The organism is Emticicia sp. C21 (genome assembly GCF_003418935.1).
In the GTDB taxonomy this organism is placed as follows: Bacteria; Bacteroidota; Bacteroidia; order Cytophagales; family Spirosomataceae; genus Emticicia.
In genome coordinates this window covers 675992-700265 of the sequence record NZ_QVMT01000001.1, presented here as the reverse complement: position 1 = coordinate 700265, position 24274 = coordinate 675992, and the positions used below count along the sequence as shown (strand labels likewise).

General features: G+C 38.1%; 22 protein-coding genes. 17 read left to right on the top strand and 5 right to left on the bottom strand.

What is annotated here, in order from left to right:
* Positions 1-63 precede the first annotated feature (63 nt).
* The gene (locus D0T08_RS02880; protein WP_116981053.1) at positions 64-1104 is read right to left on the bottom strand and encodes a response regulator; all 1041 of its coding nucleotides are present in this window, start codon (positions 1102-1104) and stop codon (positions 64-66) included.
* 21 nt (positions 1105-1125) lie between these two features.
* Positions 1126-2361, bottom strand: coding sequence for a PAS domain-containing sensor histidine kinase (locus D0T08_RS02875; RefSeq protein WP_116981052.1), 1236 nt, complete (start codon positions 2359-2361; stop codon positions 1126-1128).
* A 158-nt stretch (positions 2362-2519) separates the two neighbouring features.
* Between D0T08_RS02875 and D0T08_RS02870 the strand changes: the two genes are divergently transcribed.
* Both D0T08_RS02870 and D0T08_RS02865 read left to right on the top strand, forming a co-directional pair.
* Positions 2520-3338, top strand: a complete 819-nt coding sequence (locus D0T08_RS02870; protein WP_158561179.1) for a universal stress protein — start codon at positions 2520-2522, stop codon at positions 3336-3338.
* A gap of 19 nt (positions 3339-3357) precedes the next feature.
* The gene (locus D0T08_RS02865) at positions 3358-3705 is read left to right on the top strand and encodes a hypothetical protein (RefSeq protein WP_116981050.1); all 348 of its coding nucleotides are present in this window, start codon (positions 3358-3360) and stop codon (positions 3703-3705) included.
* Positions 3706-3754: 49 nt separating this feature from the next.
* Here the strand turns inward: D0T08_RS02865 and D0T08_RS02860 are convergent, their stop codons facing one another.
* Positions 3755-5125, bottom strand: a complete 1371-nt coding sequence (locus D0T08_RS02860) for a redoxin family protein (protein WP_116981049.1) — start codon at positions 5123-5125, stop codon at positions 3755-3757.
* A 129-nt stretch (positions 5126-5254) separates the two neighbouring features.
* Positions 5255-6685 carry a TlpA disulfide reductase family protein gene (locus D0T08_RS02855; RefSeq protein WP_116981048.1) on the bottom strand — a complete coding sequence of 477 codons (1431 nt, stop codon included), beginning with the start codon at positions 6683-6685 and terminating at the stop codon, positions 5255-5257.
* Between the two features lie 547 nt (positions 6686-7232).
* Between D0T08_RS02855 and D0T08_RS02845 the strand changes: the two genes are divergently transcribed.
* From D0T08_RS02845 to D0T08_RS02790, 12 genes are all read left to right on the top strand, one after another.
* On the top strand, positions 7233-7979 hold the full coding sequence (locus D0T08_RS02845; protein WP_116981046.1) for an acyl-CoA desaturase: 747 nt from the start codon (positions 7233-7235) through the stop codon (positions 7977-7979).
* Between the two features lie 18 nt (positions 7980-7997).
* Positions 7998-10403, top strand: coding sequence for a heavy metal translocating P-type ATPase metal-binding domain-containing protein (locus D0T08_RS02840; RefSeq protein ID WP_116981045.1), 2406 nt, complete (start codon positions 7998-8000; stop codon positions 10401-10403).
* Positions 10404-10405: 2 nt separating this feature from the next.
* The gene (gene ccoS, locus D0T08_RS02835) at positions 10406-10573 is read left to right on the top strand and encodes a cbb3-type cytochrome oxidase assembly protein CcoS (protein WP_116981044.1); all 168 of its coding nucleotides are present in this window, start codon (positions 10406-10408) and stop codon (positions 10571-10573) included.
* A gap of 62 nt (positions 10574-10635) precedes the next feature.
* Positions 10636-11481 (top strand): hypothetical protein, encoded by an 846-nt coding sequence (locus tag D0T08_RS02830; protein ID WP_116981043.1) that lies wholly within the window; start codon positions 10636-10638, stop codon positions 11479-11481.
* A gap of 159 nt (positions 11482-11640) precedes the next feature.
* Positions 11641-12504: a universal stress protein gene (locus D0T08_RS02825; protein ID WP_116981042.1), complete on the top strand. Its 864-nt coding sequence runs from the start codon at positions 11641-11643 to the stop codon at positions 12502-12504.
* Positions 12505-12540: 36 nt separating this feature from the next.
* A complete protein-coding gene (locus D0T08_RS02820) occupies positions 12541-12933 on the top strand; it encodes a hypothetical protein (RefSeq protein WP_147322691.1) in 393 nt (130 codons plus the stop codon).
* Positions 12934-13057: 124 nt separating this feature from the next.
* The gene (gene ccoN / locus D0T08_RS02815; RefSeq protein ID WP_116981040.1) at positions 13058-15199 is read left to right on the top strand and encodes a cytochrome-c oxidase, cbb3-type subunit I; all 2142 of its coding nucleotides are present in this window, start codon (positions 13058-13060) and stop codon (positions 15197-15199) included.
* A 33-nt stretch (positions 15200-15232) separates the two neighbouring features.
* Positions 15233-15391: a CcoQ/FixQ family Cbb3-type cytochrome c oxidase assembly chaperone gene (locus tag D0T08_RS02810; RefSeq protein ID WP_116981039.1), complete on the top strand. Its 159-nt coding sequence runs from the start codon at positions 15233-15235 to the stop codon at positions 15389-15391.
* A 52-nt stretch (positions 15392-15443) separates the two neighbouring features.
* The gene (locus tag D0T08_RS02805; protein ID WP_116981038.1) at positions 15444-16256 is read left to right on the top strand and encodes a cbb3-type cytochrome c oxidase N-terminal domain-containing protein; all 813 of its coding nucleotides are present in this window, start codon (positions 15444-15446) and stop codon (positions 16254-16256) included.
* A 70-nt stretch (positions 16257-16326) separates the two neighbouring features.
* Entirely contained in the window at positions 16327-17742 is a 1416-nt protein-coding gene (gene ccoG, locus D0T08_RS02800; RefSeq protein ID WP_116981037.1) for a cytochrome c oxidase accessory protein CcoG, read from the top strand.
* A 117-nt stretch (positions 17743-17859) separates the two neighbouring features.
* Positions 17860-18297: a FixH family protein gene (locus tag D0T08_RS02795; protein WP_116981036.1), complete on the top strand. Its 438-nt coding sequence runs from the start codon at positions 17860-17862 to the stop codon at positions 18295-18297.
* 2 nt (positions 18298-18299) lie between these two features.
* Positions 18300-18995 carry a sulfite exporter TauE/SafE family protein gene (locus tag D0T08_RS02790; RefSeq protein ID WP_158561178.1) on the top strand — a complete coding sequence of 232 codons (696 nt, stop codon included), beginning with the start codon at positions 18300-18302 and terminating at the stop codon, positions 18993-18995.
* Between the two features lie 137 nt (positions 18996-19132).
* On the opposite strand, the gene D0T08_RS02785 is transcribed toward D0T08_RS02790, so the two are convergent.
* Positions 19133-20008 carry an AraC family transcriptional regulator gene (locus D0T08_RS02785; RefSeq protein WP_116981034.1) on the bottom strand — a complete coding sequence of 292 codons (876 nt, stop codon included), beginning with the start codon at positions 20006-20008 and terminating at the stop codon, positions 19133-19135.
* Between the two features lie 347 nt (positions 20009-20355).
* On the opposite strand from D0T08_RS02785, the gene D0T08_RS02780 reads away from it, so the two are divergent.
* From D0T08_RS02780 to D0T08_RS02770, 3 genes are all read left to right on the top strand, one after another.
* Complete coding sequence (locus D0T08_RS02780) at positions 20356-21909, top strand: sodium:solute symporter (RefSeq protein ID WP_116981033.1); 1554 nt, start codon at positions 20356-20358, stop codon at positions 21907-21909.
* Positions 21910-21941: 32 nt separating this feature from the next.
* Positions 21942-22901: a dihydrodipicolinate synthase family protein gene (locus D0T08_RS02775; protein WP_116981032.1), complete on the top strand. Its 960-nt coding sequence runs from the start codon at positions 21942-21944 to the stop codon at positions 22899-22901.
* 158 nt (positions 22902-23059) lie between these two features.
* Positions 23060-24070 (top strand): LLM class flavin-dependent oxidoreductase, encoded by a 1011-nt coding sequence (locus D0T08_RS02770; RefSeq protein ID WP_116981031.1) that lies wholly within the window; start codon positions 23060-23062, stop codon positions 24068-24070.
* Positions 24071-24274 lie beyond the last annotated feature (204 nt).

The following is a 24274-nucleotide window of genomic DNA, read 5'->3' as shown; positions in this document are numbered from 1 at the left end:
CCTCTTTTTTTATTCAAAAGTAGTAGTTGGATAAAAAAAGAAATATGAGCAAAATCATATTTGCTAATTTCTTAGCTTTTTTAGTTTTTCCATGTTCAGAATAGTGATTTTGCCCGACTCAATTTCAACCAGTTTTTCATCTCTGAAATCTGATAAAGTACGGATAGCTGTTTCGAGAGAGGTACCTGCGGCACTGGCCAGGTCCTCACGACTTATCTTCATAGGAGTCTGGTTCTTTTGGTAGAAACGTATCAAGGCTTCTGACACCCTTTTTCTGACTGAATTATAGGCCAGTTTCAGCAGATTGTCTTCATTATCTTTAATATTTTTAGATAGCAACTGAATAAATTTCTGTGCTACCTGAGGGTTTTGGTGTAGTAGATTATTAAAGTCTTTTTTAGGAATCAGGCAGATTTCTGCGTCTTCCAGGGTTTCGGTAGTATCAGTAAAATTCGTTTCCTGAATCAAATCCACATAACCAATAAAATCTCCCGGGTTATAGAGATTCACTATAAATTCCTTGCCGTCATCATTGGTTTTAAAGGCTTTTAATTTCCCTTTTATTACATAGTATAAATAGAGTGGGAAATCTCCCTCTCTATAGATTTCAGTCTTTTTCTTAAAATACCTTATTTCCCTATTTTCGGTAAGTTTCTTAAGTTCCTGTTCACCATTGGCATCGGCAATCAATTGGTCAAGCCCTGATATATCCTGAGAATATTGCTTTTTTGAAACTTCTCTTTTGCGCAGGCGGCTTTCAATGGCACTCAGCAACTCAACATCATCGAAAGGTTTGGTTATATAGTCGTCAGCACCCATATCCATTCCTTTTCTTAAATCGGTGCGTTCGGCTTTGGCAGTTAAAAAAATGAAAGGGATAGTGGAGGTTTTTTCATGTTTTGAGAGCAGATGCAATACCCCATAGCCGTCAAGCACAGGCATCATAATGTCACATATAATCAAATCCGGTAATTCTCTGATAGCGATATCTACGCCTATTTTTCCGTTTTCTACTGTGAGGACTTCGTAACCGTCTAACTCTAAAATTTCAGAGGTGTTTTCTCTGATTTCTGCGTTGTCTTCGATTAAGAGGATTTTTTTCATAATGTATTGCTGTACTATATACTATAAATATCTGGGTAGTGTCACAATAAACTTCGTACCCTTGTTTTCTTCGCTTATAAAATCAATTTTACCTTTCAGTAACAATACGTATTGATTCACAATACTTAAACCCAGGCCTGTGCCCTGTATGGCTTCGGCATTACTCATGCGGTAAAATCTTTCAAAAACGTGTTTTTTTTCTGCTTCAGGTATACCAATGCCTTCATCTTTTATACTGATAGCAACCTGCCTGTTTGTAAGGCTGCCTTTTATCTGAATACGGGAGTCGTCAGGCGAAAATTTAATGGCATTTGATATAAGGTTGATAATAATATTCTTAATCAGTTTTGAATCAAGACGTACTTCGTAAGACGATTCTGTTGTTTCACATATACAATCAATCTTTTGCCCCTTTTTAGCAATGCCTTGCATTTGCTGGCATATTTCTTCCAGAAAATCGTTGATAATAAAGCTTTCTGGGGCTACTACTACTTTTCCTTCCTCAAGTTTGTTGAGTGATAGGAAATCGTTGAGTATGTCTGTCAGGTTTCTAACTGATGATTTAATGCGATGTATATGCTTATCTCGCTTTTCATTTTCATCTAAATCACCGTATTTTTCAACCAATGAAAGAGAAGAAAGTACAGTAGCCAAAGGTGTACGGAACTCGTGGGAGGCTATGGTTATAAATCTCGACTTCATCAGGTTCAGTTCCTGTTCACGTTTCAAGGCCCTGTCTAATTCGTCTTTGGTTTTCTCCAGTTTCTGAATTGCCTCTTTCAATACCAGGGTGCGTTCTTCCACCTCTACTTCCAACTCATTTTTGTAACTTACCAGTTTGTTTTCAGCAACTTTACGAATAGAAATATCTATGACGAAAGCAATTACATAAGCCCCCTTACTATTCTGATAGGGACTCAGGCTGATTTCTACCGGAAATTCAGAGTCATCTTTGCGCTTAGCGTATAAATCCATACCACTCCCCATCGATCTTGCATGTGGATGCTCATTAAAATTTGTCCGGTGGGTTTGGTGCATCTGACGAAAACGATTCGGAATCAGATCTTCTATCATCAAATCGGTCAGTTCTTCCGGTTCATACCCAAACATCGCTGCACCGCTTGGATTCACTCTGACAATTTTCCCTTGTTTATCTGCTATTAAAATGCCTTCAGTGGCAAAGAGAAAAATCGCCTCCGATTGGTGTAGTATATCCATTTCCGCTACTTTCGACAGAATGTCTGTATTCTTTTTCATCAGCAAAGGAGAGAAGTTTTCAGAGCTAAAAATATGACAAAAATCAGTTTTCTAAAATACTATCAACAAAATTAATTGCATTATCATATCCTATTATGATAATGCTCATATTCATTGACTGTCAGAATGCTGAATTTTGTTGCAGTAAAACTATTCATATGAAAACCATTCTATTTGCAACAGATTTTTCAAGAGCAGCCAATAAGGCAATCCACATAGCCACACAAATTGCAATCAAACAGGAGGCACGTTTGGTATTGTATCATTCATATCGGTTTATGAATACCTATGATGATAACTACGGGTATCCGATTGATGTGGTAAAAAGAATAACCGACAGAAAGCTGAATGATTTAAAGAAACGGATTCTTGCCAAAGCTGAAAAGCCTGCTGAGATCATATTATGTAATAAACATGGCTTTGTGATGGATACGATAAAAGAGCCAATTGATGAGTTTGGGGTTGATTTGATTGTAATAAGTAGTGTAGGAGATACACCATTAGAAGCAGGATATTTTGGGAGTATTGCCACCGAGATGTTAGATAAACTAAATGTGCCGATGCTTCTATTACCACCAAAATACAGAAGAACAACCATTGAAAATGCAGTAATGGCAGTTGACCTGAAAAAGCCAATTGATGCCAGAGCTTTAGACAAAGCTGTTTATTTTCTCAGAGATTTGGATACGATTGTTGATGTAGTCTATGTAGCAAAGACAGACGAAGAACTAAAGAGCGAAGAGGTAAAAGAAGCTGGGTTAAAATTAAGAGAATTATTAAAAAATGTACCTCATACTTTTCAGACGATTGTAGGTAATAAGCAAGTTAACGAAATTAATGGATTCGTGAAGAAGAGAAAGGCGCAGTTACTGATTACTTTCCCGAAGCTTCATACTTTTTTTGAAAAATTTTTTCTGCAAGGTAATACCCGCCGATTAGTGTTCGAAATAGATGTGCCATTATTGGCAATAAAATAAATAAAAAATACTATTAACTATGAAAATTGTCGTTGACAAGGATATGACCGTCAATCAGCTAGCGAGGGCTTTCAACGAAGTTTATCCTTTTTTAAGGATTGAGGTATATCATAAGGGGAGCGAAGTAAGTGCTGATTATTTTCATACTTTGGGTGAAATCTCAAGCATGAAAACCCCATCGGTATTTATTATTTCGCCTACTATGACCATTGAGCAGATTGAAACTTTTTTCTGGGAAGAACTCGGCTTACAGGTAGCTGTTTTCAGAAAAGTAGGTAATTCCTGGATACACACGTCTTTTACCAATAACTGGACACTTGAGCGCCAGAACCGTATGGGTAGGAATATATTTGGAGAAATAGCATGAGTATTTTAATTAATAAATACTCATGCTATAACCATAAATATTAGGAATCTCAGAGAGTAGATAATAGCCCTTCTAATTCAATCACTCTAGCTCTCGCTGCCACAATTTTCCCATCTGAATTGATAACCATGTATCTTGGTACACCAAGCGCTACATAGTTTTTCCACATTAATTGAGCCTCTTCGGGTGCCTGAATAATATTGAGAGCATTGGGTGCCATTTTATTCCTGACAACTTGCAACCAGTTATTTTTATCTTCGTCTACGGAAATATAAAGAAAAGTAATATTGGTAAACTTCTTCTGCAGTTTTTCTATAGCAGGTTTTTGTGCCATACAAGGCCCACACCACGTTGCCCATATATCAATCAGAACAGGCTTCCCTTTCAAATCAGATAATTTTACTCTCTTTCCATCAGCCAGTGAGCCCGATAAGTCTGGCGCTTCCCGGTTCTTACTAAACATTTTTTCGGCATAACTGGTTGTTTTCTGATCTATAATGGGCGTATAGGATGAATTTGGATAAGTATCTGTACACAGGTCGTATATCTCATTAAAAGCAGAAAACTTATTGACTGCATCAAGGGCTGTGAGAACCATTTTTGCTAATAAATACTCTTTTAGTATAGCATTTACCTTTAATTCATTGAAGTAATTATAAGTTGGTATCAGAAAATCAGGGTTACTTTCTTTTGCCAGCCGATTGTATGTGTTTCTCATTTCTATGGTAACATAGTCGTTCAGAATACTCAGATATTCGGAATTGAATACTTCTAATGTATTCTTATCATCAAATAGAAAATGTATTTCATGTATTACTTTTTTTAACTCCTGATGTGTTACACTATCTTTTGAATCAAGCCAGGGCAGGTATCTATTGGCTTTCAACGATAAGGCATGGAGTTTTCCCAATTTCTCAAGTAGTTCAACTCTCTCGTTAGTAATTTTATTAGTTCGGATTTCCCGCTTATGAAACTCCTCAAACCGTTTTTCAAAATCAATCATTGCTTCAAAGAAATAATTGAATTCTAATTGATGCAGAGGAATATTCTTGTATTGATAAGTTTTTACAAAAGAATTATAGCTATTCAGATAATTGTTAATATCCGAACCCCATCCATCAAAAACTTTGTATTCACTCGGGTATATCCTCAGATTATAACTACCATCTAAATAGAGGCTTTGCATTTTATTTCCGACCCTCATCGTGACGAATCGTGGTTCAGGGAAATCTACTACTTTTTTTAAGAGAGTATCAGATTGTGTAGCAAGCAAAGTATCATTTTTATAATATAGTTTATCGTAGGCATAAATGGCTACTTTTAACTTCTTTGGATTATAAAGTGTCAGAGAAACCTTGTTTTTATCAGTTTGAGCCAATGAAGAATAGGTTATGAGCAGAAGCAAAAAGATTTTTTTCATGCGCTTGTTAGTTTAAGGTCTCAGCAATGATTTTTGTCAGATAATCCGGTTAATTTAAAGATTTTATTGCATGATACCAAACAATAAAATCTTTAATCTTACAGGCTTCTCGTTGAGTAAATTAACAACTTAGTTTTTCAGAAGTTTATCAAACATCTGCTTGATTTTAGAATCTGATGGTATAGGTGCCTGGTCAGAAATTACGTTTCCATTTGCATCGATTATTAAATATCGGGGTATTGAAGTGATAGTAAACCTCTTTGCAATAGCTGAGGCATTACCGCTCGGCAGCATGTAGGAGTATTGGAGCGAAAGATTTAATTGTTTAGTGGCTTTTTTCCAGGCGTTTGCGTCCTCATCGGTTGAAACATAGATAAAGCCGATGCCTTTTTTGCCATAGTCTTCTTTAAGTTTCTTCGAAGCAGGCATTTGTGCACGACAAGGTGCACACCAGCTTGCCCAGAAGTCGACATAGAAATATTTATATTCTGAAGCCGATTTCGTAAAAACAGTGTTGAATTCCTGTGTTTCGAAATTACTGTTGAGTACAGGCATATTATCGCCAACAGGGTGGGCTGTAGCTCTGTAAAAAGGTAACATATTATTGGCAATAGCCTTTATGTCAGAGTTCCGGGCTATTTCAGCCAATTTTTCTACTACTTTAAGGTTAATACTCTTGTCGATATTCCGTTTGTTATTATTTATAATGTCTAACAATGCAACTTCTAAGGTGATGCCTGAAAGTTTATTCATTGCTGCTTCAAATACAGGTAGATAGTTTATTTCGGGCGTATCGAGTGGCTGACCAGATTGTATAATCAAATACCTGAGAATAGTACCTCTATAATTAAACTCATGAAAAAACTTATCATTAATCTTTAAATCTTTGGCAAATATCTCAGCTGTTTCTTTATCAGCGGGTGCACGTTTCTCAATATATTGCGAGTAATAAGGCCATGTAAGTTCTAATAGATAATTATTCAAAAAGAGCGCTTTCAGATATTCGTAATACGTTTCACTGATATTTTTTCTGTTTTTGTATCCATCCAGAAAAACTACTCTTTTCTGATGTATGGCCTGAAGTTTTTGTATTCTTTCTTTCCCTAAAATAGTTGAAGGTACGCCTTCTACAGCAAATCCTTCAAATTCGCCACATTGTTTTTCGAATTCATCAAAAAAAGCTAATTCGTTGGTTCTGATACTTTCTGTAAGGCTTTTGATTTGTGTTACACCTTTACTGTCTTTCGATAAATACAATTTCTCGCCGGGATAGAGTAAAAAGGAAAGCTGGCGTCCGTTTTTATACTGCTTGTTAGCGTCGTTTGATATGATTCTGAAAGGGTAGTTTTCTCTAAATACTACTGTATCAGTTTTATTTTTGTCTAATACATAGTTCTTATATTCACCGAAAGGGCTTGTATATTGCAAAAATACATTTGATTGTCCTTTGGTTTTTTGTACAATGATAATCGTAGAGTCGGCTTGTTCGGTGTTAGCTGTTGCTTGTAAGCTTGTGCCGAGTAAGCAAAGTAAGAATAAGAGATTGAAGAGTTTTTTCATGATTTTAAAATTTAAGTTGATTGGTTTTTGTAATAGGTAATTAGGTTTCACAATTTCAAATACTTATCAAGCATCTCCCTGGTTTTAAGCCCTGAAAGCCTTGGCTTGATGAAGATGGATTTGTTATAGACCTCCACGGCAAAACAAATAATGCTTTGAAATCAGAAATAAGAATGTGAAAAAAGGAGGAAATTCTACATGAATAACATCAGAATTAGTAAGGGATGAGGTAATGAACAGGTAGCTTCGATTGTATAAACCGGGAAATAAAAAGCCATTGAAATAGCCTCAAAAAAGGCTTGATAAAAGAGTGAATTTTCATAGAAGTTGAACAGTATAGTCAATGTGGTATAAATATAATGCTTCCTTGTAATATAATGACGCATGCCTTCAAAAATAAATTTCCTGAAACTTGTCATAACACAAACAAACCTACACTGATTTTGCAATTATGATAAATATCAGTTTTCTGACAGAGTTTGGTCATAAATGCACTGTTGTCTGAGCCTTAATTTTGAGCCTCAAACAATACATACACTATTCTTAAATGGCAATTCTCATTTTTTTCCTGGCCCACTGGTATTTATCACTATTCTCACAAACTTTCTTTTTGCACCGCTATGCAGCCCACCAGATGTTCACAATGTCAAAAGGATGGGAGAAGTTTTTTTATGTGCTTACTTTCATTATGCAGGGGTCTTCGTTTCTGAGCCCCAAAGCTTATGGTATCATGCACCGCTTGCACCATGCTTATGCCGATACTGAAAAAGATCCGCACTCGCCGAGTTATTCCGATAACCTCTTTCATATGATGTGGAAGACCAAGAATTATTATAATGATATACTGAACGATAAGGCGAATATAGAACCGAAATTTAAGAAAGGTGTACCTAACTGGATGTTCATAGAGCGCCTGGGTGATAAATGGACCGTGAGAGTAGCCTGGGGTGTACTTTATACTTTGTTTTATATTTATTTCGCTACTAATCCCTGGGTTTATCTGCTATTACCAATACACTTTTTGATGGGGCCAGTGCATGGGGTTATCATCAATTGGTTTGCGCATAAATATGGCTATACCAACTTTAAAGTAAACGATACTGCTAAAAACCTACTTCCGTTTGATTTCCTGATGATGGGAGAATCTTACCACAACAATCACCATAAATTGGGCGGTAGGGCGAATTTCGGCATTAAGTGGCATGAGTTTGACCCTACGTACCCAATTATTTTATTGCTCAATAAACTGCATGTAATCAGGCTCAAATTGAATAACGATTTGAACTATATGTAAGCCATAAACAACATAGCCATGACACTCAATGAAACCAAAATAGCCTGCTATCACTGCGGTGATGATTGTGCCGACAGCCCGATTATGTTGGAAGACAAACATTTTTGTTGCCATGGCTGTAAGACTGTTTATGAAATTCTGCAAGACAATAACTTATGTTCGTATTATGACCTGAATCAGCACGCAGGTATTAGCTTGAAGTCTTCCAATTTTAACGGCAAGTTTGACTATCTGGCTGATGAAAAAATACAGGCTCAATTGCTGGATTTCCAGAGTGAGAGCATAAAGAAGGTAACTTTGTTTATTCCGGCTATACATTGTAGTTCTTGTGTTTGGTTGCTTGAAAACTTCAATAAGATTCAGACAGGTATCTTTACGGCGAGGCTCAATTTCCTGCGTAAAGAATTATCATTAAGCTATGACCCTGCAAAAGTCAATTTACAAACTATCATAGAGCTACTGGCTACGCTAGGCTATGAGCCATTGATAAACCTGCAAAGCGCCGAGCATCAGCCTAAACAAAATAAAGTGCAAAGGCGATTGATTTTACAGATTGGGGTAGTGGGATTCTGTATGGGTAATATAATGCTCCTCAGTTTTCCCGAATATTTTAAATTAGACCTTAATAATCTGGTTGATGCTGCCTATCAGCGATTCTTCTTATATCTCAACTTTTTGCTATCACTCCCTGTCTTCTTCTTTGGTGCTTCTGACTATTTGAAAGGGGCGATTATTTCTGTTAAAGAAAACCTGAAACGTAAAACCAATGTCCTGAGCGTTGATATTCCTATTGCTTTGGGTATTACCGCATTATTTGTCAGAAGTAGTTTTGAAACCTTTGTCAATCATTCGGCTGGATACTGGGATAGTCTGGCCGGATTGGTTTTCTTCTTACTGACAGGAAAATGGGTGCAGCAGATGACTTATAATTATTTGTCTTTCGAGCGTAACTATAAATCTTATTTCCCATTGGCTGTGAAAGCCAGAGGTGGTTACAAGAATGTATCTGAACTACAAAAGGGTGATATAATAGATATACATAATCAGGAATTGATACCGGCTGACTCGCTTCTGATTTCAGATAGAGCTTATATTGATTATAGTTTTGTGACAGGTGAATCGGAACCTATTAAAAAAGAAAAAGGGGAGTTGATTTATGCAGGTGGCAGATTAATTGGCGAGAAAGTGTATCTGACCGTACAAAAACAGGTTTCGCAAAGCTATCTGACTGAGTTGTGGAATAATGATGCCTTTAAAAAAGAAAAGAGAACGCCTACCATAGATTTAGCCAATGCCTTTAGCAAGTACTTCACTTATACTGCATTATTGATTGCTTTAGCTACAGGTGTTTACTGGTATTTTGTTCAACCAGAATTGATCTGGAAAAGTGTAACTGCAGTATTGATGGTTGCCTGTCCATGCGCACTCACATTATCTATGCCTTTTACAATGAATACCACGATGGGTATTTTTGGCAGAAATAAGTTTTTTGTAAAAAATCAGATGGTTGTCCAGCTATTAACCGAGATAAACGAGGTGGTATTTGATAAAACCGGAACACTTACAGAAAATAAAAATGGACAATTGCATTTTGTAGACGGACAATTAAAAGAGCAGGAGAAAAGCTGGATCGGACAATTAGCTGCCCAATCGGTGCACCCACTTAGTAAAATGATATATCAATATTTAGGGGTTGGCAAAGGAATTATCAGCTATTATAATGAGATAAAAGGAATGGGGGTTGAGGGGATAGTTGATAGGAATTTCATCAGATTAGGTAATGCTGAGTTTCTAGGATTACCGATTAGTGGAGTGAGTGCCAGTCAAGTAAATGTCGAGATAAATCGCGAGTATAGGGGTTATTTTACTATAAAATCGGAATACCGGAAAAACTGGAAAGAGGTTTTACAACAGATACAGAAAAATTTCAAAATGGCTTTGGTATCTGGCGATAATGATGAAGAAAAAGAAAACCTGAGTCCGTTTTTTGATAAGTCGCGACTGTTGTTTAATCAGAAACCACAGGATAAACTTGATTATATTAAAAGAGAACAGGAAGAAGGTAAACATGTATTGATGATAGGAGACGGCCTGAACGATGCAGGAGCATTGCGCCAGAGCAATGTAGGCATAGCCCTGAGTGAAGATGTGCAGGCATTCTCGCCAGCCTGTGATGCTATACTGGACGCTTCGCAATTCAATAGATTAACAGATTTTCTGGGCTTTAGTAAAAAGGCTTTGCGGATTGTAAAGGCCAGTTTTTTATTATCAGTAATCTATAATTTTATAGGTATAGGTTGGGCGGTATCAGGTAAACTATCGCCAGTTATGGCAGCTATCTTTATGCCTTTGAGTTCGTTATCAGTAGTATTATTTGCGGTAGGGATGACCTATCTTTTTGCCAAACTTAAAAAATTGATCTAGCCATGGCAGTCATTATATTTTTAGTAATAGCAGCGTTATTGGTGGCCGGAGGCTTTCTAATCTCATTCTTCTGGGCTACCAATGATGGGCAGTTTGATGATACCTATACGCCATCAATCAGGATTTTATTTGACGAAGAAAAACCTGCCGAAAATCATAAGTCGGCATGAGGTAAGATAGATTTTAGTTGAGTAGAGCGCCTTAGCTTTGTTCATCTAATCAATCATCTATCATGAAGTCTAAATCGCATAGAAACATCTATCAGTATATTAAGAAGTCAGTCACTTTCGTACTCGAATCAAGTGCTTTTGTTGGTATTCTAATATTAGTAATTTTTTTCTTTATTGCCCAAAACTGCCATGCACAGGTTGATTTCTCGAAAATACCTGCCAATGAAAAGTTTATTAATAATAGAGCTTCTATTGCAGTAAAAAATGTATTGTTGGTTCAAAGAGATGAAGAATTAGATTGTACCTGGAAAACTTCTCATGCCCAGTTAAGTGGAATGTTGGATACACAAACACAGGATTTTCTGAATGATTGGTTATCAGGCATGACCTACTTCGGTAATTGTGAGGGAGATAAAGAGTGTTATGATTTTCAGTCGTACCATTATTATTATAAAGCAACCAGAGTAACCCATCTGCAAAACGACTTATTAGGTTTTTATCTGCACGAAGGTAATTGCAAGGATGAAAAGTCCTATTGCCTGGAAAATCAGGACTGGGAGATATATGACCTGAGAGGAAAAAGATTTTTGCAGGAGGGTGATATTATCAAACAGGATGAAAAATCACAGGCTGCCTTTTTTACCGCCATCGAAAAGAAGGTAAATAAACAAAAGCTCAATCTGGTGAATGACTGGAAGGCCTATACCCGTCAACTGGGTTTAGCTAATAATAATCTGGTGGTATACCTCAACAACGATATATTAAACAGCAGCAAAGGAATTGTATTAAAATTCAGGATAGATGAAGTTGAAAGTTTACTTGTGCCCTGCTTTGCCAATAGATTGAAGAATACAGCTTGCGAAGAGTTTAATCAACCCATTATCGGACATCATTTAATGAAAAAATAGAATTTTCTTAGAATAGAAAATTTAGGTTCGTGTTGACAGAAAAAGACGGGTACTGCCTGTCTTTTTTTCTGATATATATCATATTAGTATGTCTATCTGCTCATAAAATGCCTATGAAGGCTCCGTTAATTTTGTAGTATCAAATTAATCGAAACCAACATGAAAAAGATACTTCTTCCAACCGATTTCTCTGAGGCATCAGACAAAGCCATTGCCTATGCTTTCAACCTGTTTAGTCATACCCCTTGCGAGTTTACCCTTATGCACGCCTATGATACTTTCCCCGGAGGTGGCATTCCTGAATTGGCTTATGTGCTGATTGATGAAATGTATAACCGGGCGAAAAAGGAAATAGGAGAATATATAGAAGCTGCCAAACAATTGGACACCGAAGGAATACACACTTTCAAGGCTGAACTGGTTTCCGGTTCTCCGGCCAGTGCTATTCAGATTCTTAATCAGCAACATGATTATGATTTTGTCATAATAGGTGCTACAGGCACAGGTGAAGATATTTGGTTTGGTAGCACTGCTACAGATGTGGTGCGAAACGTACCTGCCAACACCATTATAATACCTGTAAAAACGCAACTAGAACCAATCAGAAATATCGTATTAGCTGTCGACTATAAAACTATCAACTCATTCACTGAATTCGATGGTTTAAAAGAACTATTGCTTAAAGAAAATGCTACGCTCACCTTATTGACCATACTGAAAGACGGACAGTTTCCCACCGAACTGGATGGTTTGTTGAAATATGAATATCACGATTATTTCAAGGGTGTAGGTATTATAGATTACCAATTGCATGCAGACAATGTGGAAGAAGGTATCGTTGAGTATCTGAGCTCCCATGAAGCCGATATGCTGGTAATGCTTACCCGCCATCATTCATTTTTCGATGTGCTCTTCAATCGCTCTGTTACACGTAGGTTTGCGTTCAATCCTATAGTCCCTTTGCTGAGCATATATGATTATGCTCAGGAAGAAGTACCGGAGAATGAATTGGTTACTTTTTAATTAGCCTTTCATATTGATAACCTAAAATTCTAAAACATGAACAAGTACTCTCAACTAAGCCATACGCATTTTCAATACAGTTTGTGGCGGAATGAATTAGAAATGATGCAGAAAGAAACAGATTTCTTCCTGAGCATTATTGAAGAGATTGCCGCGCTTGAAAAAACAACCGGAAAAACCGAACAGAACTGGTTCATTAATCAGTTTCATCATTTTCAGCGATTAATCAAACAGATACAGGAAGAATTAAGAAGTGTTGAGAAGGGTGTGGCTGAGGGAGTGCTTCATGATAATATTCTTGATAAAGAACAAAAGCTTGATTTTCAGTATCTGAAAGAAGAAATGGACTATTTTGAACAAGACTATCGGTCTGTAAAGTCTAAGTTCAGAACATTTATCGCTAATTCAGAGACAATCGGTATTGGCTAAACACGCCCCCAATCTCAAAGGAAATTATGACAAATGTCATATTTCCACAAAACTCTGGTCATGTTTTAGGCATGAAGCCAGAGGTAATTTTGCCCCATCAAAGTTTTTTAAAACTCTTTCAATTATGCAGTATATTACGCAGCCTGAACCAGTAGGGACATTAGAACGATTTGAATACGATAATAAAATCGTGAAAGCCTTTCTGATCGTAACAGTCATATTTGGTTTAGTTGGTATGTTAGCCGGACTAACCCTGGCCATACAGCTTTTCTGGCCCGGAGCCAATTTTGAAAACCCTCACGTGACCTTTGGGCGTCTCAGACCTTTACACACCAATGCCATTATTTTTGCTTTTGTAGGTAATGCCATGTTTGCGGGTATTTACTACTCATTGCCGAGACTATTAAAAACCGCCATGTATAGCCAGGCGCTTTCATGGATTCACTTCTGGGGCTGGCAATTAATTATTCTGGCAGCAGCTATTACCTTGCCTTTAGGGATGACTACCAGTAAAGAATATGCCGAATTGGAATGGCCAATTGATATTGCTATCACTGTAATATGGGTAGTTTTTGCCATTAATATGTTTGGTACGATCATCAAACGTCGCGAACGCCACATGTATGTAGCCGTTTGGTTCTATATAGGTACAGTGGTTACGGTAGCTTTATTACATATTGTCAACTCTTTGGAGTTACCGGTATCGTGGACAAAAAGTTATTCGTTATACGCAGGTGTACAGGATGCGCTGGTACAATGGTGGTATGGTCATAATGCCGTAGCATTCTTCCTGACAACTCCTTATCTGGGTTTGATGTACTACTTCTTACCGAAAGCAGCTAATCGCCCCGTATACTCCTATAAGTTATCAATTATTCACTTCTGGTCTTTGATATTTATTTATATCTGGGCCGGGCCTCACCACTTGTTATATACCTCATTACCTGACTGGGCACAAAGCCTGGGAACAGTGTTCTCAATTATGCTCATTGCACCATCCTGGGGAGGTATGTTAAACGGTCTGTTGACTCTACGTGGTGCCTGGGATAAAGTACGTGAAGACCCTGTTTTGAAATTCTTTGTGGTAGCTGTTACCGCCTACGGTATGGCTACATTCGAGGGCCCGATGCTATCGTTGAAAAACGTAAACGCCATCTCTCACTTTACTGACTGGACAATTGCCCACGTACACGTTGGGGCACTGGGTTGGAATGGTTTCATGATATTCGGTATCTTATATTATCTGATACCTCGCATGTATCAAACCAAACTTTACTCTAAAACTTTGACTAATACGCACTTCTGGCTAGGCACTTTAGGGATTATTTTCTATGCTTTGCCGATGTACTGGGCCGGGTTTGTTCAAAGTCTGATGTGGAAAGAGTTTACACAAGATGGCTTTCTGGCTTATCCAAACTTCCTGGAAACTGTAACACAAATTGTGCCTTTATATATGATGAGAGCGGTGGGTGGAACGATGTTCCTTTTGGGTACGCTGGTAATGATTTATAACCTGATTAAAACTGCGCAACAAGGTACATTTGTGCCTGCCGAATATGCTGAAGCCCCTGCACTTGAAAAACATGTGCGAGTAACAGGTGGCAACTGGCACTCAGTATTAGAACGCAAACCCGTAATATTTACTGGATTAGCCCTCATTGCTGTGATTATAGGTGGTGTAATAGAGTTTGTGCCAACTGCGCTGATAGACTCTAATATACCAACAATTGAAGCTGTAAAACCTTACACCCCTCTTGAGTTGACTGGCCGTGATATTTATATAAAAGAGGGATGTGTAGGGTGCCACTCGCAGATGGTTCGTCCTTTCCGTTCAGAAACCGAGCGTTATGGCGAATATTCAAAGGCCGGAGAATTTGTCTATGACCACCCGTTCTTATGGGGTTCAAAACGTACAGGTCCTGATTTGCACAGAGTCGGTAAAAAATATCCTGATAGCTGGCACTATAACCACATGATGGACCCGACTACCATGTCGCCCGGTTCAATTATGCCGCCTTACCCCTGGCTTTTGGAGAATGATTATGATAAGGAGCTGTTGCCTGCCAAGATAAAAGCGATGCGTACATTGGGTGTACCATACCCGGATGGTTATGAAGATATAGCTGTAGCAGAAGCAGAAAAACAAGCCAATGAAATCGCCAAAAGTCTGGCAGATGCAAAAATCAAGACTAATAGTGATAAGGAAATCATAGCTCTGATTGCTTACTTGCAAAGACTAGGTACAGACATTAAAACAACAAAGTAGGCCTGTAAACCTATTTTAAACAACACTACGACCATGTTTAAACATTATTTCGAGCAAATGGATGGGGTAAGTATTTACCCGATTTTCTCCCTACTGGTTTTCTTTTTCTTTTTTCTTGGTTTGGGTTGGCACGTGTTCAGATTCGATAAAAAGAAACAACAGCACATGGAAAATCTGCCATTAGATGAATAAAGCCTTTTAGGCTAAATAGAAGCATTCAAGAAATTTAAATCAATATCCATTCATGGGAACATTCATTAAATCAGGCGAAGAACTCATTCAACTCCTGATACTTATTATATTGATTCTTACGGCTGTTGTACTACTGTTTATAGTACTGAATATGTACAGTGTCATACATAAAATCATAGCCGAAAAAGAGGGGAAAATTGTTGAGCCTTTCAGTTTTAAAAAATGGTGGCAAAAAGAATCGGGTACAAGTGTTTCGGTAGAGAAAGAAGAAGCCATCTTATTACACCATAGTTATGATGGTATTCAGGAACTCGACAACCATTTGCCGCCTTGGTGGGTAAAAATGTTCTACGCGACTATTGTGTTTTCCGTGATTTACATAGGCATTTATCATATCTGGAATATCACACCTTTGCAGGATGAAGAGTACAGAATAGCAATAGAAGAGGGTAAAAAAGAAGTGGAACTGTACCAATCTAAAACTGCCAATAGTATCGACGAAAAAACGGTGAAACTATTGGTAACTGATAGTAAAACTGTGAGTGCAGGTAAAGATATTTTTACAGGTAAATGCGCAGCCTGCCACGGACAAGCCGGCGAGGGTGGGGTAGGACCTAACCTGACAGATGAATACTGGCTACATGGTGGAACAATCAACGATATTTTCAAGACCGTGAAATATGGCGTGCCTGAAAAAGGGATGATTGCCTGGCAGGCAACCTTAAAACCAAATGAAATACAAAGCGTAAGTAACTATATTTTGTCGATTCAGGGTACAAAACCTGCTAATGCTAAGGCTCCGCAAGGCGATAAAGCTACAGCTGGTGTTGATTCAACCAGTGCCAAACCCGTTGCAAGCTTATAAATATTACCATCTCGTTGACTGCTAACATGAGTGTATCAGATAGAAATTGGAGAATTAAAACGCAGCAAAAGTGAGCAATTTAGATTTTATAGATGAAGCCTATCGCGACAGTATCGCCACGGTAGACAGTGAGGGGAAGAGGGTATGGGTATATCCGAAAAAACCGAGTGGTCGTTACCATAACTACCGTGTGATAGCTACTATCATATTCTTAACCGTGTTTTTCGTGGGGCCATTCGTTAAAATCAACGGACAACCACTGTTAATGATTAACGTCTTTGAGCGTAAGTTTGTCTTATTTGGGCAATTATTCTTACCTCAGGATTCGGTCATTTTTAGTGTAGGTCTGCTTACTTTCTTTGTTTTCATTATCGTATTTACGGTAGTCTATGGGCGTTTTTGGTGTGGTTTTGCTTGTCCGCAAACAGTATTCATGGAAATGGTTTTCCGCAAAATTGAATACTGGATTGAGGGCGACCGCAAACAGCAGATAGCTCTCAACAAAGCCCCGTGGACTACCGAGAAGATACTGAAAAAAGGGGGTAAAAGACTGGTATTTCTTCTGATTTCTATTCTGATTGCTCATACTACGATGGCTTATCTGATAGGCCTGGAGGCAACCAAAGAAATTATTACCCAGTCTCCGACTGAACACATGACAGGCTTTATTGGTTTGGTGGCGTTTACTGGTATTTTCTATTACGTATTTACGGTGCTTCGCGAGCAGGTTTGTATCTCTATTTGTCCTTATGGCCGTTTACAAGGAGTGCTAATGGGTAGAAATACCGTTAACATTATTTATGACTGGATACGTGGGGAGCCTAGAGGAAAACTTAACAAACATGAACCTGCGGGCATTTCAATTCCTAAAGGCGACTGTATCGATTGTAAATTATGTGTGCAGGTTTGTCCGATGGGTATTGATATTCGAAATGGGGCACAATTGGAATGTACTAACTGTACAGCTTGCATCGATGCCTGCGACGATGTGATGATTAAAATCAATAAACCAACAGGCTTAATCAGATATGGGTCAGTAGAGAGTGTAGAGAAAAGGATACCTTTCAAGCTATCTTTCAGAGCCTATGCATATTCGGCAGTTTTATTACTCCTGGTTGGCATCGAAGCATTTTTATTATTGAGCCGCTCTGCGATAGAAACTACTGTGATGCGTGTACCGGGGCAAATGTATCAGGAACAAGCCAATAATAAAATCAGTAACCTCTACAATGCTCAGATTGTCAACAAGAGCAATAATGAAATGGTAGTGAGTCTGAAAGTGGAGGATAATAAAGGCTCTATCAGGTTGATTGACGGTAAAAAGACAATAAAAGTACGTAAAGAAGGCAAAGCAGATGTCGTATTCTTTTTAGAAATGGATAAAGCTGCTATTAAGAAAATAAAAACTAATTTGGCAATTGAAGTATGGCAAGGTGAGGATAAGTTGGAGACTATTAAAACGACATTTTTGGGAACAATTGAGTGAATTATAGAAATAATCAATCAATCCAAGAAACAGCTCATATACCTCACTGCTAAATTATTGTACAAAACGATTAATCACTCATTCACTAACTCACTCAATCACTAAATATTTAAACTCATGAACTTCGGACATAAAATCGGGATTTTTTATATGCTATTTGTAATCTTCATGGTTACATTGGTAACGCTCTGTGTCAAACAGAAAGATATCTCGCTGGTGAGTAATGACTATTACAAACAGGAGATTGACTATCAGGCTGAAATTGAGAAGCAAAACAATGCTGAGCAGTTGGCAACTCCTGTACAAATTACTTATGCAAGTGAAAAACAACTGGTAATTGTGAGTTTTCCGGAAGAGCAAAAAGGCGCTACTGGTAAAGTAAAATTCTATCGCCCATCAGATGCTAAAAAGGATTTTGCTGTTGATTTAGCTTTGAAAGAAACTGCCGGGCAGGAAATATCTGTGAATCATCTGACCAAAGGATTGTGGGTAGTTAAACTCGAATGGGAAAAGGCCGGAAAGACTTATCTGAAAGAACAAAAAATCATTTTATAATCATGTTGTATTCTGCATTGATATTAGGCCTGGCGGGGAGTTTGCATTGTATGGGAATGTGCGGGCCAATCTCTATGCTATTACCCGGTGACAAATCAAAACGTGGCAGATATATTGTAGGGAGATTGATTTATAATTTGGGTAGGATTGTCACATATAGTATTTTAGGGCTTTTAATAGGCTTACTTGGTGAACAAATCGTTCTTTTTACTTCTCAAAAAGTCCTTTTTATTATTGTCGGTACCCTGATATTACTTGCATTCGTTTTACCCAAAAGTTGGTTAAAATCTTTAGATGTATTGCCTTATGCAAGCCGACTCAACAATTTTATTAAATCTTCTTTATCTGTCTTCTACAAAAAACATACATTATTCGCACAATTAGTCTTTGGTATACTGAACGGAATATTACCTTGTGGTTTAGTTTATGCCGCCTTAAGCGGTGCTTTTCTGATGAGTGAAGTTTGGGAGAGTGCTTTATTTATGATATTGTTTGGATTGGGTACTTTGCCCATGATGCTTGGCTTTGCATTTTTAGGTAATAGTCTTCGTAAATGGATTAGCTTTAAACCTAAAGCTGTCTATACTTTCTCATATATTATCTTGGCCATCTGGCTTATATTCAAAGGCGTTAATTTACCCGCCAATAATTTGGGGCATCATGATGTGAATGGGATTACTGTTTGTCATGGGAGGTAAGATTTAGTGTGTATGACGATTTTTCAAATCGTCAAAATTCGGTAGAATTTTATCATTTTACTATGACATGAGAAGTTGGAATTATATCTCATAATCTATGAATAACGATTTGAAAAATCGTTTTACATTGGGTATAATCAATTAGTCTCTTTCAAATACTGTTTTTTATATTCCAAAGGTGTAATCCCCTTCACACTCTTAAAATGTCTGTAAAAATTAGAGAGATTATTAAAGCCACTTTCAAAACAGATAATTTCTATACTTAACCTGTTTTCAACTAATGCTCTACAGGCATGGCTTACTCTGATTTCGGTCAGGAAATCATTATAGGTCTTATGGGTCATTAACTTGAAATAACGGCAAAAAGAGGTGGTACTTAGATTGGCTATGGCTGCAATATCTTCTAATCTGATGTCTTTAGCGTAATTGGCTAAGGTATAACTACAAACATTATTCAGCCGTACTGTCTCCATTTCGTTTGATTGATAGAAAGTGTTAGCATCCGTAATCATTTCTGTTTCATCTGATTCTGTAAGCAGTTCCAGAATAGATAATAGGACTATCAGGCGTTGTAAGGGGCTTGCCAGCAAGGCTGACTGCATCAGATCTTTTAATTGCTGTGCTGATTCTCCTTTAATGATTAAACCTTTTTTCGCTTTTTCATATAGCTTTTTAATGGCATAGGCTTCACTCAGATTCAGAAATTCATTGCCCAAACAATCAGTTTTGAACTGCATCACAATAGCTTCTATCTGCAAGTCTGCATTGCCTTGAAAATATTCCTGGTTGCATCGCCAGGTATGCGGTAGGTTTTCACCTAAAAGCAATACTTCTCCTGCTGTAAAGTTGCTGACATTGTCACCGATAAACCGCACACCCTCGCCTCTGATTACATAGTGTAATTCCAATTCTGGATGGTAATGCCATATTGTACCAAAATTGGGTTTAATATCATGCCTGATGCTAAACGACTGCTCGGTATTACTTGGTACTTTATGAAAATGAGGTTTCATTACTAGAAATATTTATGATAATATCGTACAATGATTGGTAAATTGTCTATAAAAAGCTTGTGTTTTTATCTGTTATCTTTGTAAAGTTAAATAAAATATTCGCCTGATTATAGAAAATACACATTTGCTTAAAATTGAATGTATATTTTTAGCATTTTATGTGGCGTTTCACCGACTGAAGTCGGTGGCTAAAATAACAAAGGATTATTTAGTAGTGAATTCGGACTTAAGTCCGAATATGAAAGTAAAAATACCTTTGTTATCTTAGGCGGCGACTTCAGTCGCTGATACTTTATAATACTGTCGAACAGCTTATTTGTCCTATTGAATCTTTTGAAACCTAACACATGAATTTAAGATCGCTCCCGGTTATTGACTTAGCCATCATTTTTGCCTATCTGGCCGGAATGATTATCATAGGAGTTTATTTCTCAAGAAAGAACAAAAACGCTGACCAGTTTACCACCGCATCTGGTAAGATTCCAGGTTGGGCCATTGGTATATCAATTTATGCCACTTTTTTGAGCAGTAATACCTTTCTGGGAGTGCCAGGGAAAGCTTTTGGGAGTAACTGGAATTCATTTGTGTTTAGCTTGTCAATGCCCATTGCAGCGTGGGTGGCGTCTCGTTATTTCGTGCCGTTCTACCGGAATACCGGAGAGGTATCGGCCTATACCCATCTGGAGCATCGTTTCGGGCCTTGGGCAAGAACCTATGCCGTAGTGTGTTTTCTGCTCACGCAGCTGGCTCGTATGGGGTCAATTTTCTTCGGTATCGCTTTGAGCTTACAGGCTCTTACAGGCTATTCGATGGAAAGTGTTATGATTGTAGTTGGTGTATGTATTATTATATATACCGTAATGGGTGGCATGGAGGCCGTCATCTGGACGGAAGTAGTACAAGGGGTGGTTAAAACTCTTGGTGCATTAATTATACTGGTGCTGGTCGTTCAGGGAATGCCCGGAGGCGTCAGTCGTATTATAGAAATCGGTCAGGCAGATGATAAATTCAGCCTGGGCAGCCTTATTCCCGACTTTACTCAATCCACATTCTGGGTAGTGTTATTATATGGTTTCTTTATGAACCTTAATAATTTCGGTATGGACCAGAATTACGTGCAGAGGTACCATACTACTACCTCTGTCAAGGAAGCCACCCGTTCAATATGGCTATGTGTGTATTTGTATCTGCCAGTTTCGTTAATGTTTTTTGTCATTGGCTCATGCCTCTATGCTTATTACCAAAGCAATCCTGATTTACTGAACCAGGTAAGGATGCAGGTAGCTACCGAACGCCTGCCAGGCGGTAGTAGCGATGCTATTGGCCAATTAGCCTCAACTTTAAGTGCCGCCGATATTGGCGATAAAGTCATGCCGCATTTTATGGTAAATAAAATTCCGGCTGGTTTGTTGGGGTTAATTATAGCAGCTATTATGTCGGCGGCTATGAGTACCATTAGTTCTGGTATGAATGCTTCTGCTACGGTTTTCTCGGTAGATATCTACCAACGTTATATCAAACCGGATTTAACGGCTAAACAATCATTAAGACTTTTATACATTGCTACCACTATGTTTGGCGTATTAGGTATGCTTACCGGCGTAGCCATGATTGGAGTCAAGAGTGTATTAGACATCTGGTGGATGCTCTCAGGTATTTTTGCAGGAGGTATGTTAGGCTTATTCCTTTTAGGTATGATTGTTAAAAAAGCAAAGAATGCTGAAGCGATCATCGCAACAATCATAGGCGTACTGGTTATCTGCTGGATGACCTTCTCGAAACAAATACCAGATGAATTTGCGGCTTTACGTAGCCCTTTCCATCAGAATATGATTATGGTAATAGGTACCCTGAGTATCTTTCTCACAGGAGTACTGATAACCAGATTGAAAACAAAGTAAGATCCCCTCCAATTTTTTGAAAAGATAAGATTATGGCTTCCACCAATTCACTACCACAAGGCTTTATTCCTGTTATGCTCACGCCCTTTACAGAGTCAGGAGCAATTGATCATGCAGGACTTTCGGTTCTGACAGACTATTATATGCAGGCAGGCTCAGCCGGATTGTTTGCCAACTGTCTGTCGAGCGAAATGTATGAATTAACTAACGAAGAGCGTCTGACTATCACCAAACAGGTAGTTGACCAGGCAGCAGGACATATTCCAGTAGTATCTACAGGTACCTTGGGCGGAACGATAGCCCAACAGGCAGATTTTGTGAAAAGAATTTATGACACAGGCGTTCAAGCTGTCATCGTGATTACAAGCCAGATTGCAAAAGCTGACGAGTCGGATGATTTATTTGTTGAGCGAATGGAAGAACTCATGCATCTGACACCCAATATTCCTTTAGGTTTTTATGAGTGCCCGGTTCCTTATAAGCGTTTAATCAATTATGATACTTTAGCGAAATTATTGCCATCTAAACGCCTGATTTATCATAAAGATACTTGTCTGGATGCCGCTGAAGTAGAACGCAGACTGGCAGTAGCACAAGGCTATAATTTTGGATTATATGATGCCTATATGGTAAATGCCACTTCGTCTTTGAAAGCAGGTGCAGCAGGTTTATCATGTATACAAGGCAATATTTATCCTGAATTGATTGTATGGATTTGTGAGCATTTCAATGATAATTCTGCTGAATCACAAAAAGTACAGCAGTTTTTCAATGACTCTATGGAAATAGTCCACTCTGCTTATCCAACCATTGCCAAGTATAGCCTGATGAAAAGAGGCTTCCCGATTTCAACCTATACCCGCAGACAAGTTGAGCCATTGACGGATGATTTGAAAGTGAGAATGGATGAGCTTTTGGTTACCATAGATAATCTGCATGATGAACTAGGAATTAAACCTGTTTATCAACAATCTGCAGCTTTAGTTTCTTAATATTTGGATTACCTACCTCTTTTTTAATACGTTTTGTTTCTTAGCATAATCTCCGGTACCAAAGTGCCGGAGATTTTTTATTGGTATATTTTTGTATAGTAACTTCAGGTAACGAATTGGAATTAATTTGTGTTAGTAAGCAAAAGACCGAATGAAAAATGAGTAAACTGAAATTAGGAGTATTAGACCAATCGATAGTCACACAAGGGAAAACAGCTATACAGGCTGTAGAGGAAACAATTGCTACAGTAAAATTAGCCGAAAAATTAGGGTATGGCCGTTTCTGGGTATCCGAACATCATAATTCCACCTTTATTGCAGGTTCAACACCGGAAGTATTGATGGTTAAACTAGCCGATGAAACCAAGCACATCCGCATTGGTTCAGGTGGGATAATGCTGCCTAACCATAGCGCTTTAAAAGTAGCTGAGAATTTCAGAATGCTGGAAACACTCTTTCCCGGACGGATTGATTTAGGCATGGGCAGGGCACCGGGCGGAGATAGAATCACAGCTGCTTTGCTGAATCCGTCTAACGATTTCAATGAAGAGAGTTATCTGCAACAATTAGAATACCTGCAACACTTTTTCAGAGATACAGCTGCTACCAAATATGGACCGATTCTAGCTGTTCCGCAAGCGCCAACTATGCCTACGCAATGGATATTGAGTTCGAGTGGTGGCAGTAGTAAAATTGCCGCGCAGTTTGGTATGGGGCTGGCCATTGCCCGATTTATTAATGGATTTGCCCAGCCGGATATTGTAGAAACTTACCGCAAGAATTTTGAACCATCATCTCAATTCTCAAAACCCCATGCATTGATGTCAATCTCGGTTCTATGTGCTGAAACTGAGGAAGAAGCCCGAAAAATGAGGAAGTTTTTAGACTATGTTCTGGTACAATTTGAGCAAGGTAAATTTGATAACTTTGGTGATGATGCCTTTATACAGAAATACCAGTTTTCGTTGGCTGAACAGGAGCGTATCAATCGCAACAGAGGTAGAGTCATATCTGGTACAAAAGAGGAAGTAAAAGAAAAATTATTGGCACTTGCCAACGATTTTGGTGTGGATGAAGTCATAGTATCTACAATGGCTAATAACTCAGTAAATCGCAAACGTTCGTTTGAATTATTAGCAGAAGCCTTTGATTTAAAACCGCTGGCATAATTTTTTAGTTATATAGAATAGGGGATTGCACCATGAGAGCTGTCTTGAAATAAAGGCAGGTAAAAACGTTTAAAGGAATCGTTTAATAATACTTAAATTTCAAATTAGTTTTTAATTAAAAATGATGATTTAATACTGATTAGAAAAGTTTTCTGAGTAAATTCGAAAAGTCAAACGTGCTTTTGCCTGTGAATCGCTCAAATT

Excerpts from the sequence above, each read along its gene's own strand:
- D0T08_RS02795 (WP_116981036.1), top strand. The coding sequence starts at position 17,860 with ATGAACTTCGGACATAAAATCGGGATTTTTTATATGCTATTTGTAATC.
- D0T08_RS02865 (WP_116981050.1), top strand. The coding sequence starts at position 3,358 with ATGAAAATTGTCGTTGACAAGGATATGACCGTCAATCAGCTAGCGAGG.
- D0T08_RS02805 (WP_116981038.1), top strand. The coding sequence starts at position 15,444 with ATGGGAACATTCATTAAATCAGGCGAAGAACTCATTCAACTCCTGATA.
- D0T08_RS02830 (WP_116981043.1), top strand. The coding sequence starts at position 10,636 with ATGAAGTCTAAATCGCATAGAAACATCTATCAGTATATTAAGAAGTCA.
- D0T08_RS02880 (WP_116981053.1), bottom strand. The coding sequence starts at position 1,104 with ATGAAAAAAATCCTCTTAATCGAAGACAACGCAGAAATCAGAGAAAAC.
- D0T08_RS02770 (WP_116981031.1), top strand. The coding sequence starts at position 23,060 with ATGAGTAAACTGAAATTAGGAGTATTAGACCAATCGATAGTCACACAA.
- D0T08_RS02820 (WP_147322691.1), top strand. The coding sequence starts at position 12,541 with ATGAACAAGTACTCTCAACTAAGCCATACGCATTTTCAATACAGTTTG.
- D0T08_RS02875 (WP_116981052.1), bottom strand. The coding sequence starts at position 2,361 with ATGAAAAAGAATACAGACATTCTGTCGAAAGTAGCGGAAATGGATATA.
- D0T08_RS02860 (WP_116981049.1), bottom strand. The coding sequence starts at position 5,125 with ATGAAAAAAATCTTTTTGCTTCTGCTCATAACCTATTCTTCATTGGCT.
- ccoS (WP_116981044.1), top strand. The coding sequence starts at position 10,406 with ATGGCAGTCATTATATTTTTAGTAATAGCAGCGTTATTGGTGGCCGGA.
- D0T08_RS02840 (WP_116981045.1), top strand. The coding sequence starts at position 7,998 with ATGACACTCAATGAAACCAAAATAGCCTGCTATCACTGCGGTGATGAT.
- D0T08_RS02785 (WP_116981034.1), bottom strand. The coding sequence starts at position 20,008 with ATGAAACCTCATTTTCATAAAGTACCAAGTAATACCGAGCAGTCGTTT.
- D0T08_RS02870 (WP_158561179.1), top strand. The coding sequence starts at position 2,520 with ATGAAAACCATTCTATTTGCAACAGATTTTTCAAGAGCAGCCAATAAG.
- D0T08_RS02790 (WP_158561178.1), top strand. The coding sequence starts at position 18,300 with ATGTTGTATTCTGCATTGATATTAGGCCTGGCGGGGAGTTTGCATTGT.
- D0T08_RS02780 (WP_116981033.1), top strand. The coding sequence starts at position 20,356 with ATGAATTTAAGATCGCTCCCGGTTATTGACTTAGCCATCATTTTTGCC.
- D0T08_RS02825 (WP_116981042.1), top strand. The coding sequence starts at position 11,641 with ATGAAAAAGATACTTCTTCCAACCGATTTCTCTGAGGCATCAGACAAA.
- D0T08_RS02810 (WP_116981039.1), top strand. The coding sequence starts at position 15,233 with ATGTTTAAACATTATTTCGAGCAAATGGATGGGGTAAGTATTTACCCG.
- D0T08_RS02775 (WP_116981032.1), top strand. The coding sequence starts at position 21,942 with ATGGCTTCCACCAATTCACTACCACAAGGCTTTATTCCTGTTATGCTC.
- D0T08_RS02845 (WP_116981046.1), top strand. The coding sequence starts at position 7,233 with ATGGCAATTCTCATTTTTTTCCTGGCCCACTGGTATTTATCACTATTC.
- D0T08_RS02855 (WP_116981048.1), bottom strand. The coding sequence starts at position 6,685 with ATGAAAAAACTCTTCAATCTCTTATTCTTACTTTGCTTACTCGGCACA.
- ccoN (WP_116981040.1), top strand. The coding sequence starts at position 13,058 with ATGCAGTATATTACGCAGCCTGAACCAGTAGGGACATTAGAACGATTT.